Below are 16,646 nucleotides of genomic sequence, written 5' to 3'. Positions count from 1 at the left end.
CTAAATTTTTAATTACTCATTCATAGAATAAGTTTTGATTAAAGCTTTTACCTCACGTCGTATCAAAATAGTATCTACCATATAGGAAATAATAATATAAGGAGATGCATTTATAATCGCTATAGGGGCTAAAATAACTGCTACTCGCAATAAGTCTAGGGAATATGCATACCACTTAATATCTATGGTATTTAAAATGGGTATAACATAATCTATAACTCTTAATTCCCATTGCATTAATGGATTCAATTCCTCACTTGTTCCTACTAGCCAAGCAAAGATAATCCCAAAAAGCAAAAAATATAATATGCCAACGGGAATTAATATCTTCGCTCTCTTTTTTAATAGATTACGACAAATCTCATCTTCTTCCTCTGGTGCTATATCATATAACATATTGCACTGAATCTGAATCCGTCTAAATCGATAGCGAATATACTTATACAAAATGTTATTAGGTGTATATAACATAATAGACTCCACATATAAGTCATACTAGCAAAATCATGGAAAATATATCATCCATCTATGGCAAAATAATGTAAATCTTTGAATTCATCATCCCAAAATGTAAAAGAAAAGATATGGGTATCATCAAAGGTTTGCTCGCAATAGGTTACAACATCACGTTCTGGTTCAATAATAGGCGTACCAATGTATGATTTCACGTCATCAATAGTTACATCACCATACCAATCTCGTATTTCGTTATAAATGAAAGTTACAATTGTATCTATATTTTTATGGTAATTAACAGCCAATAACTTTGCCGTATCTAAATTAATATCTGTTGGTTTCTCATCCCAGCAAAACTGTATTCCTTCGTAGGATATGGTATATTGCCTTAACTGTTCATCATATATTACAGGATTAGTCATCGTTTGTACCCTTTAAATAGCTTTCCATCTTCGGTCTTAAATCTAACACGATTTCCCAATCATCTAATGACGGTACCTTATGATGTGCAATAAATTCTTCTATGATATGGAATGTCTCTTGAGGGCCTAGCTCATTTTTACCGTATATAATGGCACCCTGCTCACCATCATTAGTTACACTAAGCTCTATATGCAATAAATCGGTATCTTCATCATTACAGACCTGTACAAAGTTATACATTTTATTATCTATTAGGATTGCCTTTGATGGTGATATAACTACAAAATTTTGCTCTTGATCCTCAATAGCATAGAGATTTTGCTCAACCTCATTCAAGGTAATTCCTTCATACTTATAGTCACCTACATCAATTGACCAATCTGTATAAGTTTTCTCAACTGCATCTGCCATATGTATCTCCTCAACTTTACAATATACATTAGAATAAGGTTTCTAATTGACCTGCCATATCTGCTATAAACTCATCAAATTTACAAAGCTCTTGTAACTCTTGATGTTCTGTATCATAACAACCAATCTTTTTAGATTTAGGATCCCACACAACTTGCCAATGATCATATTCACCTAGCTCTTTAGATAAACGCAATAGGTTACGACGGCCTACTTTAAATGGAATTGTATCAATTAGAGGGAAAAATTCTATGGATATAAAATCAGACTCTGGCAATTCAAAATAAAGATTATCCGACTCTAAAAATGCAACTAATGCTTTTGGTAGTTTAAAAGGTTTCAATTGATCCATTTTATTCTGTAAATCATGATACTCAGCTGGTTCTAGATTTTTAAAATACTCAGCCATTTCCATATCGCCACGTTCAATAGCAATACTATAAGGACGCATACCATCCTTTTCGGTGATAGTCACATCCGCACCATGTTCTACCAAGTATTTACACATCTGTAAATCTACGTACCGAGCAGCTACACATAGTGGGGTTGGCTTAAAAGGATATACAGAATCAGGCTTGTTGTAATTAATATCCACACCATTATTAATAAAGAAATCTAAGACCTCATAATTTTCATCTGTAATGGCATTTCTGAAAGCTTTACCGCCATATTTCTGTACTGTATGGCCTAAGTCATGAATCAGTTGTAAGTTCTCATATTTCTTGCCATATAAGGCAGCTTGAAAAGCATCTACATCCACAGAGTTCAAAGCATGAATATTAGCACCATGCTCCACAACATAATCTATTACCTTTTGGTCAGCATACCGAACAGCTAACAAGAAACTTGGATTTTCTTTATCATTTAAATCTACGCCATGTTCGACCAACCATTTTACACTTGGCAAACAGTCCATTACTAACGCTAATTGTAGAGGTGAATACTCACTATATTTACCAATTTGTACAGGTTCATCTATATCCCAACCACTATTTAATGCGCTTTCAAGTGCTGTTATATTTCCATTTATAATATCTGTCACTAACTTCGGTACAGATTCAAAACTGCCTAAGTCCTTAAGATGTATCATATCCCTCTCTCCTATATAATATTTACTTATACAACAACTGGTATAAACTTCTCTTCAAAGGCAGTTAATATACCTAGCAGTTTAGTATCTAAAAACGATAGAGCCTGTTTTCTAATATCCGTTGGAATACCATAATATGCCTGTGCTACACCGCCACAAATAGCAGCAACAGTATCACTGTCACCACCTATTGAGATGGCATTGCGAATGGCATCTCCAAAATCAGTAGATTCAAAAAAAGCTTGCAATGCTTGTGGCACGGTTCCTTGACAACTTTCATTAAACCTATAGGTATCTCTGATTTCATCCAATGTGAAATCCATAGTGTAATAATGCTGATTAATATAATCTCTGATTTCTTGTATATCTTTACCAATTTTAGCTAAGTATACGGCAACTGCTGTCGCCTCTGCACCTTTCATGCCTTCTGGATGATTATGAGTAACCTCAGTAACTAATTTAGAAAGAAGCTTTGCTTCGTCCAAACTATGTGCTGCCAACCCAGCAGCACTAACTCTCATAGCTGAGCCATTACCATAACTATTATATGGCTTTGGATTCTCTGAAAAAATCCATCTATAGAACCGATCACCATAACCATAACCTGGATAGCATCTCCCAATCGTCTGCATACATTCCACTGCATTTTTTGAAAGATTTCTGTAATTTGGTTGGCTCATAAGAATGGCCTTTGCTACAGCAAGTGTCATGATACTATCATCAGTTAACACACATTGATCTGTAAAGAAATCAAAGTCCTTCCGTCTAATATTATTAAATTCGAATCGTGAACCAACTATATCACCAATGATTGCTCCTAACATGTTAATCCCTCCCTGAATTTCTTGAATTTAATTATTTAGCTAATTTTTATCGTATTAACTATATACATAAATGTTCCACCAATACTATCCATTTAGTTTAATTATATTACATTTATAAGTATGAGTGTATAGTAAAAGCCCTTCGTATAAACGAAGGGCTAATCTATTATTTCTCTTGTACTTGTTTACCACTCATATGTTCAATGGTGATTTCAAACATTTGAACTGCTCTACCAGCATGAGCAATATTTTTGTCTACAAGCTGCTCACTAGGATAATATTTCATAGCAAATTCTTTTAATCGATCTATAGATTCTGAACCTGCCTCTAGCAAACGACATCTTCCAAATACGACTACACTTTGTACATACGGCGCCCAGGATTCAGATTCATCAATTCTCTCATTACCATATACGGTAAAACATACCTTATCTGAAGTTTTCAATGACTCTACTTTATGACCAGCTTTAGCTCCATGAAAATAAATCTTTTTATTATCACAATCATAAAAATAATTAATAGGAATAGCATAAGGATAACCCTCAACACCATTCATGGCAATAATTCCACGACGATTAGATTGTAATAAAGCTTCTGTAGCAGCACGATCTATTTCATTTATCTTTATACGAATAGGTTTAAACATAATATATCTCCTAATTTTATTTACTTATCCTATTTACAAAATACATAAAAGTACCGCTATTAGTATCATCAACTTTAGAATATTCTTTCCAATTTATAGGATATATCCCAGTTAATTCTATAGGTGCTTCCATTCCACGCATTGTTCCTTTTCCTGTATTAGCGGCCCAACTCATACACCCAGTTTTTATAGAACCATCCTCAATAGAAAATTCGGCGTATGTACAATCATTAATATATTTTTCATCTCATACCTCACATTTACATCGAACATAATATCTGATAACATTTGTTTGTTTACATGCTTATATTAGCACACGAACGAATGTTCGGTCAAGTGTTTTAGAACAAATGTTTGCAAAAACTTTTAAAATTGCCTATTTACTTTTGTCGGAGGCTTTAGATAAGATATTTCACTAGTTATCTTAATTGTATAACCTTCAATAAACTTATTACTCTTATCCCTAAATTCCTCTATACGCATTATATCTTTTAAGTAGTTATAACAACCTTGATCCTTAGCACCTTGCTCCTTCAACACATACACTTCATCATTTATAGTTTTAATACATTTTTTTGTCGTATATTTAAGCTCAATAGGAATCCATTTACCATCTAATATAACAAGAATATCAAGATGTAAATTAGGATTAAATTCAGGTACAAACTCTAATCTAATATCACAATTTGGATATTGTTCTTTAATCATCCAGGCTAAGCTAAACTGAAAATCTGCTTCCGAATGAAATATTGGTCGCCAAATACTCAATTGGTGCATTACCTCATAAATATCTAAAATTAATCCCATAACAAATACCTCATCGAATACAATACATATATTTATTTTAATTATATTACATTTATAAGTATGAGTGTACAGTAAAAGCCCTTTGCATAAGCGAAGGGCTTTTAGTCTAGACAACAAAATATCATTATTGATTATTTTAATATTCACGATATTCATGCAATAAGTAAGATAATTTATTATTCAACTCTATAAAATTTATCAAATAATGCTCATCTATATAAAATTGTTGATTGGTAATTCTATCTTTTGTAGCTAAAATTTGCTCATTTTTAGATGAAGTGATTCTAAAACTATGAATGATACGATTGCGCCTATAAACAATATCTGAAAATAACTCAGCTATTTCTCCACCAGCATTTTTCGTAATTGTTTGAGCAATAGGCGATTTAAGTTGGCCTAATTCTTTATCAATCAAGTCATACCAAGAATAATCACTATCTGTATTAATAATGTTCTCTATAATAAAACCATTATTAGAGATAAATACTGAAATAGCCATCCCCAACAAGTAAACATATTCGTCCTTAGGTAAAGATATCCTAGCAAGTGATCGAAGCTCCATTGTCTTACTCCTTTAAAAGATACGGCTTATATTATTTATCCACCAAAAAAATAATCTCATAATAGTTTATAAAATATCAATTTAAAATAGATATTTGTCTATCACTATATATTTTTGTTTCAAAGTAACCATAGCCTAAATTTGAAGGTTTCCAGTCTCCAGCAACTATAATAATTTTATCTTTATTTTCAAATACCATATTTCTTATCTTGTTATAAAGGTTTATATCAGAAATAGATAATATAAAATGATAATTAGGATTTGCTACAGGAGCTACTAAATAAATCTCATTTTTATCACTATCGTAAAAGCGACCTTTTACACAAGACTCAATTATTTTAAAGCCGAAAACACCTTTAGGATACCAGTATGCAGTTCTATCATCTAAAATCATTCTTCCAATTTTCTCATTTCCATATGAGTAATTAGGATGGAATCGTTTACATATAGAATATATCTGCTTTATTGTACTGAGTGTGAGATTATAATGTTCACCATATGAAGATTTTTTAGAATTCCCACTTGAATTTTTCGGATTCTTCTTAACTAAAAGATTTTGCATTGCATTTTCAAAAGAAAAATTTAACTCATTAAATTTATTGTCATCAAAAGCGACTGAACTATTTGCATAAGGACAATTAGCAATATGTTTATACGCAGATTTAGTTGCTCTAAAATATGCTTTCCGAGAGCCATCACCAGCACATACAAATAATTTACTATTACATAGCGGATATGGACAATAAAAAGACTTATCCCTATTTTCTTCAAGAGCCTCACTTGCTAGTATTATATCTCGTCTTTCTTTATCTCTATATGCATGGTTAGCCAAAGAATCATCTCCATTTATAAAGTAACCAACTTACCAACTCCATTATAATCTCCCTTATAAAGTATACGCTCGGTTTACTTTATCACACGTAAAATGCTATAGCCCAATCTATGTGATGTCAACCAATCGTTGTTGATATACTACCTTCTTACCTCTGAACTAATTATCCCCATTACATACTGTACTAATATTTATAACCTTATTATATAAAAAATCAGACATTCTGAAAATTATTTACTAAATAAACCTTTGGAAATAGTCTTAATGTAAAAAAGGTGTAAAAGAATGCGGTTTTACTGCATTCTTTTACACCCTTTTATTATATTAGAAGTAAGCCATAAAAGTTTTGGATTTATAAAAATGTAAAATAACATTCTTAATAAAACATTATTTCTTATCAATAAAAACTGCATCACCTCTATAAAGTGAATATGAGTCATCTAAAACATACTTATTAGACGCATTTAATGGTAGGAACTGAATTACTGCCTCTCCAACCTTAACCGCATCAGACTTAATATGAACTTCAAAAGGACTATTAGTATCAATCTTAGATAATTCAAATAATGATTGATAACCTACTGTTACCCACATACCAGGACCTTCATATTGATCATCGCCACGTACTGTTTCTATTGGATAATATGTATTTCCATTTTGTACTATAGATATAACGACATTATTAGTATCATTATACATCTTACTTTCCGGCATATAAAGGAAAGATCTAACCTGTAATATATTAGTAGCATTTCTTGTTGAATAAGTACTTGCTACACCTCTAGCATCCTCCAATGCCGTATTTGCAAAAATTGCGAATGGAGTTTGAACATATACGATACCTTGCAATTCATTTCTTGGGAAAATTCCACCATAACGTCTTTTAATAAACTTTTTCTTAGCAGTAGATATCATTTTGATATTTTTCTTTTCTACTAAAGACTGTCCATAAGATGTTGCTGATGCAATATCTTCATTTGTAATTTGGTGTTTCTCAATAACTTGAGGATTATAAGTGCTAATATCTTCAGCAGATACTGCCATAACAGACATAGCTAAAATTGAAAATAAAACAATTTGTTTCTTAATGTTCATAGTCTCACCTACAAAACATATACTTTTAAAAATAAGCTTTTCCATAAATTTTGGTCATCTCTAATATGAGCCATTCTAATCCTCACTACATCGCTTTGCTTCTAGTGAGTAAAGCCACTGCTTCAACATGCGCTGTCATTGGAAACATATCCACTGGTTGTACTTCTTTTAGTTCATAGCCGTAGTGTGTAAGGATTTCAATGTCTCGAGCCATGGTAGCTGGGTTACAGGATACGTAAACAATGCGTTTTGGTTCCATCCCTGCTGCAGAGGTTAGTACTTCTTCTTTACAGCCTGCTCGAATTGGATCGAATACGATGACGTCTGGTCGTACGCCAGCCTTGTAGAGTTTTGGCATTTCTACAGCCGCATCAGCGACGATGAATTCGGTATTATCATAGCCATTGCGTTTCGCATTTTCACGAGCATTAATAATGGCTGGTTCTACGATTTCAATACCTATTACATGTTTAGCTTTATGCGCCAAAAACAATGAAATTGTCCCCGTACCACAGTACGCATCGATAACGGTTTCATCCCCTTTAAGATCTGCATACTCAAGAGCTTGGTCGTAAAGTACTGTAGTTTGTTCTGGATTAACTTGAAAGAATGAATGTGGGGACAATGTAAACTGTAGGTCCTTAATATGGTCTGTAATCGTCCCATCACCATAAAGGATATTATTTTTAGGGCCTAAGATAACATTAGTACGCTTACCATTAACGTTGTGAACGATAGTTTCTACTTGAGGGATGCGTTCAGTTAATTTTTCTACCCACTTCTCTTTATACGGCAATTGTTCTATTGCCGTTACAAGGATAATCATCCATCCAGATTGTCCAATGCGTCCAATAATATGGCGCAGTACACCCTTTCCTGTATATTCATCATACGGTTCAATATCAAACTCTTTAGCGATTTGGTAACAAGCTTGAGCGATGATATTATTCCCTTCATCTTGAATAGGACAGTTTGTGCCTTGCACGATATCGTGAGATCCCATCGCATAGAATCCCATTTGAATATCGCCTTTAGTGCCGCCTACAGGCATTTGCATCTTATTGCGATATGCCCATGGTTCTTTAGGTCCTAATGTAGGCTTAACAAGGTCTGGATTTTGATGACCAATACGTTCGATAACGTCCTTTACCTTTTGTGTTTTTAGTGAAAGCTGCCCTTCATAGGTAATGTGTTGTAGTTGGCAGCCTCCACAGAATCCATAAAGATTACAACTTGCATCGATACGATTGTGAGCCATCGTAACAATTTCTAAGAGGCGCCCTGTAGCATAGGTTTTTTTAACCATATCAATAGCTACTTTCACAGTTTCTCCAGGTAAGGCAAAAGGCACAAAGACAGTAAAATCGTCTACACGACCTACCCCTTCACCGCTGCTACCGATGCCATGAATAGTTACCAATACTTCATCACCAAACTTAACAGGCGCATTTAAAATAGCCTGTTGTTTTTTAGATAATTGGCCGCTTATAGCTTGCGGTGAATTAGAGCGATTACTTCTTCTATGTTGTTTAGATTGTTTTTTACGAGATGTACGATTAGTACCGTTCATTACGCGTCTCTTTTCTTCCAAATTTTAATCATACCTGTCACAATAAGAACGAAGAATACAGTGCCGAATTTAACGAGTAATTCTTCACCTTGAATATATGGCATAAGAAGTGGATCTTCCACAATCATTTCGCCTGCAACCCAACCAAGGAGTGCACCACCAGCCCAAAGAATGGCAGGGAATTTATTAATAATTCGAGCAAATAATGTAGAGCAAAATACGATAATTGGAACAGTAATTAACATACCTGCAATAACAAGCTCTAAATGACCTCTAGCGGCCCCTACTACACCGATGACATTATCAATACTCATCATTGCGTCAGCTACAATAATCGTCCAAATGGCACCCATTAATGAATTCTTAGCTTCGATATGTGCATCTTCATCGCCACCTTTTAATAATTGAATGGCAATCCATACAAGTACAAGGCCACCACCTAAGTGGATAAGAGGAATTAAAGTAAGAGCCTCTACTAAAAGGGTAGCAAATACAAGGCGCATTACAATGGCACCTACTGTACCCCAAATTACGGCTTTCTTTTGTAGTTCTGGAGCTAGCTTACCTGCTGCCATACCAATTACTACAGCATTATCGCCAGCCAACAAAATATCAATCAAAATAATTTTACCAATGGTTACCCACGTGGCAACTTCTAAAAATTCCATTCTGTACATACCTCAATTCAAACGAGTAATTCAATAACTATCCCTTAACTATACCATAATTTTTCTATTTTCTCACCTAAAAAGAGAGCTATTAGTTTACATAAAAAAATCTCTCCTCCTATGATTAGGAGAAGAGATATATTCTATTATTTCTTGAGTTTTTTAGCTACCAAAGATGCCCCTACTACGAGGATTGCTGCAGCAATTTTGATGAACAGTGCATATGGCTCAACACTATGAGCAATCAATGTATCCTCTACTGCCATACCAGCACCTACCCAGCCAAGGATACCGCCGCCAACGTATAGGATAATTGGGAAATGTTCGATGACTTTTACAAATAAAGTACTGCCATAAATGATGATTGGTACAGTTATGAGCATACCAATGGCTACCATTGTCATATGACCACCTGCAGCACCAACTACACCGATAACATTATCGATACCCATGATACCGTCAGCAATAACAATAGTTGTAATGGCTGCGCGTAAATTATCCTTAGCTTCGATATTATGCTCGCTTTCATCATCGGCAACGAGCTTGTATCCGATCCATAAGAGGAGAATACCACCTACTAAACGAAGTGCAGGAATATTGTTCAATGCCTCTACAAATAGGAATGCCATAACAAGACGTAAAATAATAGCGCCGGCTGTGCCCCAGAAGATGGCTTTCTTCTGTAAATGTGCTGGCAAGTTACGAGCTGCCATACCAATTACAATGGCATTGTCGCCAGCAAGTAAGATATCGATAACGATGATCTGAAGCATCGCTAATAAACCTTGTACAGATAAGATGTCCAATGTATCCTCCTTAGAATTAAACTATAGTATATATATTATAATCGATATAGTTAGGTAGTGTAAAATTCAATTATTAACATATATATACATTTTTATCATACATCCTTCACCTTAACAAGTAAGAATTCATAACTATTTTTATTCTCAAAATCAACAATATAATCGCTATGTATTAATAGATTTAATTCCTATTATTTCTAGGTTTTATCTATTAAATCAAGCGATTTTATGATATCGTATAGTATATCAATAAAAGGGAGGTTAGTATGTATCAAACAAATACAATATTACAAAAAATATGGTTATTCATAAAACTATTTACTCCTATGTGCATAACTCAATTTTCCCTTATAGGTGGTACATTTATCGCCATCTTTTTAACGGGACAATATAGTACGACAGATTTAGCAGGCGTCGCAACGGGGTATAATTTGTGGCTTCTCTTCTATATCTTTGCACAAGGGACGTTAATGGGTATCACACCGATCATTTCTCAGCTATTGGGAGCTAAGAAAACGGATGATATTTCCACAATTTTCCATCAAGGTCTTTTCATTGGTACAGGTCTAGCATTTATAATTTTAATCATCGGTATCTTGGGTCTTCGCCCATTACTGACGACATTAAATTTAGAACCTGCTGCCGCTGAGGTTTGTATTAATTATCTGAAAGCTTTTGCTCTTGGTTTGTTCCCTCTACTTTGGGTAAATACCTTGCGTAATACAGTCGATTCCCATGGGTTAACACATTACTCTATGGCCATCGTATTTACAAGCTTTGTGATTAATGTATTCTTAAACTATGCACTCATCTTTGGCCACTACGGTTTTCCTGAAATCGGTGGTGTTGGTGCTGGTTATGGTATTGCTGGTGCTTGTTGGACCAACTTTATTCTCTTTAGTTTAGTCATTCTCTTCCATCCTAAATTAAAGGGATATAGAATTTATAAAGACTTTAAACGCCCAAGCTTCCACTACATTCGTGAACAATTACAAGTGGGTATTCCTATTGGTGCTTCCATCTTCTTAGAAGCCAGTATCTTTAGTATCGCTGGCCTCTTGATGGTTCACTTTGGATCTGCCGTAGTAGCAGCTCATCAGTCGGTTATTTCCTTTACTAATGTATTCTACTGCTTACCACTCAGTATTGCTATGGCCTCTACTATTGCTGTTGCTTACGAGCTCGGTGCAGGGCGTAAAAAAGAAGCCATTCAGTATTCTTACATCGCTCGTGTAATGGCCATCATCATTGCGTTACTCATTTGTGCCTTTACGTTCACCAATATGGACAATATTGCAGACCTATTCACAAATGATGACGAAGTATATGGTCTTATTTATCAATTCCTTGGATATGGCGTATTCTTTGCCGCTATCGATGCCATCGGTACTCCATTACAAGGTATTCTAAGAGCTTACAAGGATGTAAAAATAGTACTTTACATCTCTCTCATATCGTATTGGGGCGTATGTTTCCCTACCGCTTATATCCTTGCTAAAAATCCTAATTATGGACCATTTGGCGTATGGATTGGGTTACTCGCTAGCGTACTAGCAGCAGGTGTATTATTTACTTGGCGTACTTGGTACATTCAACGTCAACAAAAATAAATAACATACTTATACAGCAAAAGAGCATCTTAATAAGATGCTCTTTTTTATTTCAACATATCTTGTTTTTCTGCCTTAGACATGCGGAAGAAATTATATAGTGTTTCTGCCGTCTTATAGTTCATAGATTCCACCTTTGAAAGCTCATCAATAGATGCTTCTTTCATGGCTTCTAAACTATTAAAGTGAGCCCATAATGCCTTTCGACGTTTAGGGCCAATACCTTCAATATGATCTAAAATAGATTCTAAATTACGTTTCCCACGAAGCTTACGATGGTACGTAATAGCAAAGCGATGGGCTTCATCGCGTATTTGTTGGAGTAATTGAAGCTCTGGTGAACGGTGACTTAGGATAATACTTTCAGATTGTCCTTCTACAAAGACCTCTTCAATACGTTTAGCTAAAGAGATAACAGGCACATCTGTAACACCTACACCGCGAATCAACGGCAGTGCTGCATTGAGCTGACCTTTACCACCATCGATGATGATGAGATCAGGCATAGGCCAATCTGTTTCCTTACCGTACCGTCGTTCCATGATTTCTGCCATAGACTTGAAATCATCAGGTTTACCTTGTGTGGTTTTTAATTTAAATCGGCGATATTCTTTCTTCGCTGGTTTGCCACCTTCAAAAACAACCATAGATGCTACCGTTTCAGCCCCTTGGGTATGAGAGATATCAAAGCATTCCATACGCTCTGGCAAGCGTGGTAAGTCTAGAACTTCCGCTAATTTCTTAACGGCTCCACCGGTCTTATCTATTTGGTGTTGCCACTGACGACGGCGCTCTTCTAAGAAGGTTTCCGCATTCTCATGGGCCATCTTGATCATATCCATCTTATAACCACGCTGTGGCACAGATACGTCTACATTCTGGCCTTTAAGCTGTGTAAACCATTCCTTTAACAAATCTCTATCGGTGCTATCCATAGGTAATAATAATTCCTTTGGAATGAAGTTTGTATCTCCATAGTATTGCTTGATAAAGTCCGTCATGATAGTTTCTTGACTATCTCCATCATGTTGTACAAAGTAGTTCTCACGGCCTAATAGTCGGCCACCGCGGATAAATAATAACTGTACACAAGCCATCGAGGTATCCACTGCAATACCTAACACGTCTAAGTCGCCACGCTGTGTAACCATGCGCTGCTTTTCTTGTATCTTTTCTATACTAGTTAGCTGATCTCGATAACGTGCTGCATCTTCAAAGCGTAAGTCTTCTGCAGCTAGTTCCATCTTCTCTTTAATTTCCTTCAGCAAAGGGATAGGCTTACCTTCAAAAAGCTCTATGATTTCATCGATATACTTTCCATAATCCGATACGGAAATCTTATTAAAGCACGGTGCTTCACAGTAGTGCATATGATATTGCAAACATGGTCGCTCTACCTTCATAGACTTACATGTCCTGAGTGGATAGTACTGGCGTATTAATTTCAATACTACATGTACAGATGTAACATCTGTGAAAGGGCCAAAGTACTTGGCTCCATCCCGTTCTAGTCGGCGCGTCATATATACCCGTGGATAGTCCTCTTGTACTGAGATTTTTACATACGGATACGTTTTATCATCACGAAGCCTAATATTGTATTTAGGCTCATGCTCCTTAATAAGCGTATTCTCTAAGATAAGTGCTTCCATCTCTGTCTTTGTTTGAATAATCTCCACATCGACGGCACGCTTCATCATAGCCGCAACCTTCGGCGCTCGGTTCGCATCATTACGCACATAGGAACGCACACGGTTGCGCAAGTTAATGGCTTTACCTACATAGATGATACGATTATATTGATCGCGCCATAAATACACACCCGGTGTGGTCGGCAAATGACTGACCTTCTCTAGTAATTCTTCAGATGGCATATGTCCTCCTTTCCTCTTAGATTTTTAAGCTTTGTACTCACTACTATTTCTTCTTTTGAGCTGCTTTCATAAATTTCTTAGTCTGTTCTAATACAGGGCCTAAGAATTTGCCGGTATAGCTTTCTTTCACCTTCACGATTTCCTCAGGTGTACCTGTAGCTACGATAGTACCACCCCGATTACCGCCTTCAGGGCCAAGATCGATGATGTGGTCTGCCATCTTAATGACATCTAAATTATGCTCGATAACCACAACGGTATCGCCACCCTCTACGAGTTGTTGCAATACGTGTAATAACTTACGAATATCTTCGGCGTGAAGACCTGTAGTCGGTTCATCTAGGATGTACAATGTTTTACCTGTGCTGCGACGAGCTAATTCAGTAGCTAATTTAACCCGTTGAGCCTCACCACCAGATAGGGTTGTTGCGGCTTGACCTAAACGAATATAGCCTAAACCTACCTCTTGTAAGGTAACCATCTTACGATGAATTTTAGGGATAGCGCTAAAGAATTCTACTGCATCATCTACGGTCATATCTAATACATCGGCAATGGATTTGCCTTTGTATTTAACCTCTAAGGTTTCTCGGTTATAACGGGCTCCCTTACAAACCTCACAAGGTACGTACACATCTGGTAAGAAGTGCATTTCAATTTTGATGATACCATCACCACGACAAGCTTCACAGCGGCCACCTTTTACGTTAAAGCTAAAGCGCCCTTGTTTGTAACCGCGCATCTTTGCTTCTGGTGTTTGACTATAAAGCTCGCGTATAGCATCGAATACACCAGTATAGGTAGCTGGATTAGAGCGCGGTGTACGACCGATAGGACTTTGGTCTATATTGATGATTTTATCGATATGTTCAAGGCCACGGATTTCTTTATGAGCTCCTACTTTGTGGTTAGAGCGATATAATTGATTAGCTAAACCTTTGTAGAGAATTTCATTAATCAAGGTAGACTTACCAGAACCGCTGACACCAGTAACAACATTGAATAAGCCAATAGGGAATTTTACATTTACATTTTGTAAATTATTTTCCTTTGCACCGCGAATTTCAATGCAGTTCTTACCTGGCTTACGGCGTTCTTCAGGAAGAGCGATAAATTTACGGCCACTCAAATACTGACCAGTAATAGAGTCTTTTACCTTCATCACTTCGTCTACTGTACCAGCTGCAATAATTTGACCTCCATGCTCACCTGCACCTGGCCCGATGTCTACGAGATAGTCAGCCGCACGCATCGTATCTTCGTCGTGTTCTACAACGAGCAAGGTATTACCTAAATCACGCAAGCCTTTCAGCGTATCGATGAGTCGATCATTATCTCGTTGATGTAGACCTATGGACGGTTCGTCTAGGATGTACAATACACCTACCAAACCAGAGCCGATTTGCGTAGCTAGACGAATACGTTGCGCTTCACCACCAGACAAAGTACCTGCACTACGGTTCATAGTAAGATAATCCAGGCCTACATTATTGAGGAACCCAAGACGAGCATTGATTTCCTTCAAAATTTGAGCCCCAATCACTTGTTCCCGCTCTGTTAACTGTAACTTACCAAAGAAATCGAGTGCTTCTTTAATGGTCAATTGGGTCACTTCATTGATGTTCTTATCCCCTACGGTTATAGCTAATACTTCAGGTTTAAGACGAGCTCCATGGCATGTAGTACAAGGCTTAATGGACATAAATTTTTCAAACTCTTCACGCATAGAATCTGTAGAGGCTTCACTATGACGGCGTTTTACCATCGGTAAAATACCTTCGTACTCAGTAAAGAATTCCTTTACTTCGCCGCGCATATTTTCGTACGTGAAAGCAACCTTATCTGTAGTGCCATACATTACTTTTTTCTGTAATGCTTTTGGTAATTCATCATAGGTAGAGTCTAAAGAATATCCATTAGCTTTTAACAAACCTTCTACTTGGCGCATAAACCATGCATTAGGGTTAGAACTCAACGCTTGTACACAACCATCGGCAAAGGTAATAGATCCATCTGGAATAACGCGTTCTTCGTCTACTTCCATGGTAGAGCCAATTCCCAAACAAGCTGGGCAGGCACCAAATGGACTGTTAAAGGAGAACATACGTGGCTCAATTTTCGGTAAGGAAATATGGCAATCTGGACATGCAAAGTGTTGGCTATACATGTGTTCAGGTCCATCTACCTCTTGGATAACTACAATGCCTTCTGCCCATTTTGATGCGGTCTCCATAGAGTCTGCTAAGCGAGATTCAATACCTTCTTTTACAACGAGACGGTCTACTACGATATCGATAGAGTGTTTTTTATTTTTTTCTAATACAATCTCTTCATCTAATGTACGTACAGCACCATCTACACGGGCACGAACAAAACCTTCTTTTCGAAGTTGATCAAAGACGGATTTATGCTCTCCTTTTTTCCCTTGAATCATAGGGGCTAATACTAAAATCTTAGTGCCTTCTGGGAAGTTCATTACATCATCTGTCATTTGTTGTATCGTTTGCTGTGTAATAGGCTTACCACATTCAGGACAATGAGCATGGCCTACGCGAGCAAATAATAGACGCAAGTAATCGTAAATCTCCGTCACAGTACCAACTGTAGAACGAGGGTTACGGCTTGTAGTCTTTTGGTCGATAGAAATAGCTGGTGACAAACCTTCAATATAGTCTACATCAGGTTTATCCATTTGTCCCAAGAATTGACGTGCATAAGCAGATAAAGACTCTACATAGCGTCGTTGCCCTTCTGCATAAATCGTATCGAATGCCAAGGACGATTTGCCAGAACCACTGAGGCCTGTCAACACAATAAACTGGTCCCGTGGTAAGGATATATCTATATTTTTAAGGTTATGCTGACGCGCACCTTTTACTATCAATTGATCTTTCATTATGTTCCCTATTTAAAGAGATGATACCAATCGGCATCATCTCTTTGTTTACTAACATGAAATAATATATGTATAT

16 protein-coding genes are annotated in these 16,646 nt (G+C 36.4%); 1 reads left to right on the top strand and 15 read right to left on the bottom strand.

The features are described from left to right. Positions 1 to 12: 12 nt before the first annotated feature. The 13 genes from ACDF53_RS07300 to ACDF53_RS07240 all read right to left on the bottom strand — a co-directional run bounded on the left by ACDF53_RS07300 (position 13) and on the right by ACDF53_RS07240 (position 10,190). Positions 13 to 471 carry a glycosyl transferase family 4 gene (locus ACDF53_RS07300; RefSeq protein WP_118353317.1) on the bottom strand — a complete coding sequence of 153 codons (459 nt, stop codon included), beginning with the start codon at positions 469 to 471 and terminating at the stop codon, positions 13 to 15. Between the two features lie 47 nt (positions 472 to 518). Next, positions 519 to 878, bottom strand: coding sequence for a hypothetical protein (locus tag ACDF53_RS07295; RefSeq protein ID WP_118353318.1), 360 nt, complete (start codon positions 876 to 878; stop codon positions 519 to 521). Continuing rightward, a complete protein-coding gene (locus tag ACDF53_RS07290; RefSeq protein ID WP_118353319.1) occupies positions 871 to 1,290 on the bottom strand; it encodes a bacteriocin in 420 nt (139 codons plus the stop codon). The genes ACDF53_RS07295 and ACDF53_RS07290 overlap by 8 nt, the downstream gene beginning before the upstream one ends. Before the next feature lie 28 nt (positions 1,291 to 1,318). Next, positions 1,319 to 2,380 carry an ankyrin repeat domain-containing protein gene (locus ACDF53_RS07285; RefSeq protein ID WP_118353320.1) on the bottom strand — a complete coding sequence of 354 codons (1,062 nt, stop codon included), beginning with the start codon at positions 2,378 to 2,380 and terminating at the stop codon, positions 1,319 to 1,321. Positions 2,381 to 2,406: 26 nt separating this feature from the next. Continuing rightward, positions 2,407 to 3,204 carry an ADP-ribosylglycohydrolase family protein gene (locus tag ACDF53_RS07280; RefSeq protein ID WP_118353321.1) on the bottom strand — a complete coding sequence of 266 codons (798 nt, stop codon included), beginning with the start codon at positions 3,202 to 3,204 and terminating at the stop codon, positions 2,407 to 2,409. Between the two features lie 166 nt (positions 3,205 to 3,370). Then, the gene (locus ACDF53_RS07275) at positions 3,371 to 3,850 is read right to left on the bottom strand and encodes a pyridoxamine 5'-phosphate oxidase family protein (RefSeq protein ID WP_118353322.1); all 480 of its coding nucleotides are present in this window, start codon (positions 3,848 to 3,850) and stop codon (positions 3,371 to 3,373) included. Between the two features lie 366 nt (positions 3,851 to 4,216). Next, positions 4,217 to 4,657 (bottom strand): hypothetical protein, encoded by a 441-nt coding sequence (locus ACDF53_RS07270; protein ID WP_227720717.1) that lies wholly within the window; start codon positions 4,655 to 4,657, stop codon positions 4,217 to 4,219. 136 nt (positions 4,658 to 4,793) lie between these two features. Continuing rightward, a complete protein-coding gene (locus tag ACDF53_RS07265) occupies positions 4,794 to 5,219 on the bottom strand; it encodes a hypothetical protein (protein WP_005386944.1) in 426 nt (141 codons plus the stop codon). A gap of 76 nt (positions 5,220 to 5,295) precedes the next feature. Continuing rightward, positions 5,296 to 6,051 (bottom strand): hypothetical protein, encoded by a 756-nt coding sequence (locus tag ACDF53_RS07260; RefSeq protein WP_005386945.1) that lies wholly within the window; start codon positions 6,049 to 6,051, stop codon positions 5,296 to 5,298. Positions 6,052 to 6,438: 387 nt separating this feature from the next. Continuing rightward, complete coding sequence (locus tag ACDF53_RS07255) at positions 6,439 to 7,146, bottom strand: hypothetical protein (RefSeq protein WP_118353387.1); 708 nt, start codon at positions 7,144 to 7,146, stop codon at positions 6,439 to 6,441. A gap of 85 nt (positions 7,147 to 7,231) precedes the next feature. After that, positions 7,232 to 8,716, bottom strand: a complete 1,485-nt coding sequence (gene rlmD / locus ACDF53_RS07250) for a 23S rRNA (uracil(1939)-C(5))-methyltransferase RlmD (protein WP_118353323.1) — start codon at positions 8,714 to 8,716, stop codon at positions 7,232 to 7,234. Then, entirely contained in the window at positions 8,716 to 9,384 is a 669-nt protein-coding gene (locus tag ACDF53_RS07245) for a TerC family protein (protein ID WP_005386950.1), read from the bottom strand. Before ACDF53_RS07245 ends, rlmD begins: the two co-directional genes overlap by 1 nt. A 146-nt stretch (positions 9,385 to 9,530) precedes the next feature. Next, positions 9,531 to 10,190: a TerC family protein gene (locus ACDF53_RS07240; RefSeq protein ID WP_118353324.1), complete on the bottom strand. Its 660-nt coding sequence runs from the start codon at positions 10,188 to 10,190 to the stop codon at positions 9,531 to 9,533. A gap of 266 nt (positions 10,191 to 10,456) precedes the next feature. Between ACDF53_RS07240 and ACDF53_RS07235 the strand changes: the two genes are divergently transcribed. Continuing rightward, positions 10,457 to 11,800, top strand: coding sequence for an MATE family efflux transporter (locus ACDF53_RS07235; RefSeq protein WP_370815865.1), 1,344 nt, complete (start codon positions 10,457 to 10,459; stop codon positions 11,798 to 11,800). Between the two features lie 47 nt (positions 11,801 to 11,847). Here the strand turns inward: ACDF53_RS07235 and uvrC are convergent, their stop codons facing one another. Together uvrC and uvrA are read right to left on the bottom strand one after the other, a co-directional pair. Continuing rightward, positions 11,848 to 13,674 carry an excinuclease ABC subunit UvrC gene (gene uvrC, locus ACDF53_RS07230; RefSeq protein ID WP_370815864.1) on the bottom strand — a complete coding sequence of 609 codons (1,827 nt, stop codon included), beginning with the start codon at positions 13,672 to 13,674 and terminating at the stop codon, positions 11,848 to 11,850. A 43-nt stretch (positions 13,675 to 13,717) separates the two neighbouring features. After that, entirely contained in the window at positions 13,718 to 16,570 is a 2,853-nt protein-coding gene (gene uvrA / locus ACDF53_RS07225; RefSeq protein ID WP_370815863.1) for an excinuclease ABC subunit UvrA, read from the bottom strand. Positions 16,571 to 16,646 lie beyond the last annotated feature (76 nt).

Origin of the sequence: Veillonella sp. (assembly GCF_041333735.1) — a bacterium.
In the GTDB taxonomy this organism is placed as follows: domain Bacteria; phylum Bacillota; class Negativicutes; order Veillonellales; family Veillonellaceae; genus Veillonella.
Note: the sequence above shows the minus strand (reverse complement) of the source record. Positions and strands in the feature narration are given on the sequence as shown.

What these genes read in the sequence shown, in the direction of transcription:
- rlmD (WP_118353323.1), bottom strand. Translation starts at nt 8,716, where the DNA reads ATGAACGGTACTAATCGTACATCTCGTAAAAAACAATCTAAACAACAT.
- ACDF53_RS07285 (WP_118353320.1), bottom strand. Translation starts at nt 2,380, where the DNA reads ATGATACATCTTAAGGACTTAGGCAGTTTTGAATCTGTACCGAAGTTA.
- ACDF53_RS07295 (WP_118353318.1), bottom strand. Translation starts at nt 878, where the DNA reads ATGACTAATCCTGTAATATATGATGAACAGTTAAGGCAATATACCATA.
- ACDF53_RS07280 (WP_118353321.1), bottom strand. Translation starts at nt 3,204, where the DNA reads ATGTTAGGAGCAATCATTGGTGATATAGTTGGTTCACGATTCGAATTT.
- ACDF53_RS07270 (WP_227720717.1), bottom strand. Translation starts at nt 4,657, where the DNA reads ATGGGATTAATTTTAGATATTTATGAGGTAATGCACCAATTGAGTATT.
- ACDF53_RS07275 (WP_118353322.1), bottom strand. Translation starts at nt 3,850, where the DNA reads ATGTTTAAACCTATTCGTATAAAGATAAATGAAATAGATCGTGCTGCT.
- ACDF53_RS07255 (WP_118353387.1), bottom strand. Translation starts at nt 7,146, where the DNA reads ATGAACATTAAGAAACAAATTGTTTTATTTTCAATTTTAGCTATGTCT.
- uvrA (WP_370815863.1), bottom strand. Translation starts at nt 16,570, where the DNA reads ATGAAAGATCAATTGATAGTAAAAGGTGCGCGTCAGCATAACCTTAAA.
- ACDF53_RS07245 (WP_005386950.1), bottom strand. Translation starts at nt 9,384, where the DNA reads ATGGAATTTTTAGAAGTTGCCACGTGGGTAACCATTGGTAAAATTATT.
- ACDF53_RS07235 (WP_370815865.1), top strand. Translation starts at nt 10,457, where the DNA reads ATGTATCAAACAAATACAATATTACAAAAAATATGGTTATTCATAAAA.
- uvrC (WP_370815864.1), bottom strand. Translation starts at nt 13,674, where the DNA reads ATGCCATCTGAAGAATTACTAGAGAAGGTCAGTCATTTGCCGACCACA.
- ACDF53_RS07265 (WP_005386944.1), bottom strand. Translation starts at nt 5,219, where the DNA reads ATGGAGCTTCGATCACTTGCTAGGATATCTTTACCTAAGGACGAATAT.
- ACDF53_RS07300 (WP_118353317.1), bottom strand. Translation starts at nt 471, where the DNA reads ATGTTATATACACCTAATAACATTTTGTATAAGTATATTCGCTATCGA.
- ACDF53_RS07290 (WP_118353319.1), bottom strand. Translation starts at nt 1,290, where the DNA reads ATGGCAGATGCAGTTGAGAAAACTTATACAGATTGGTCAATTGATGTA.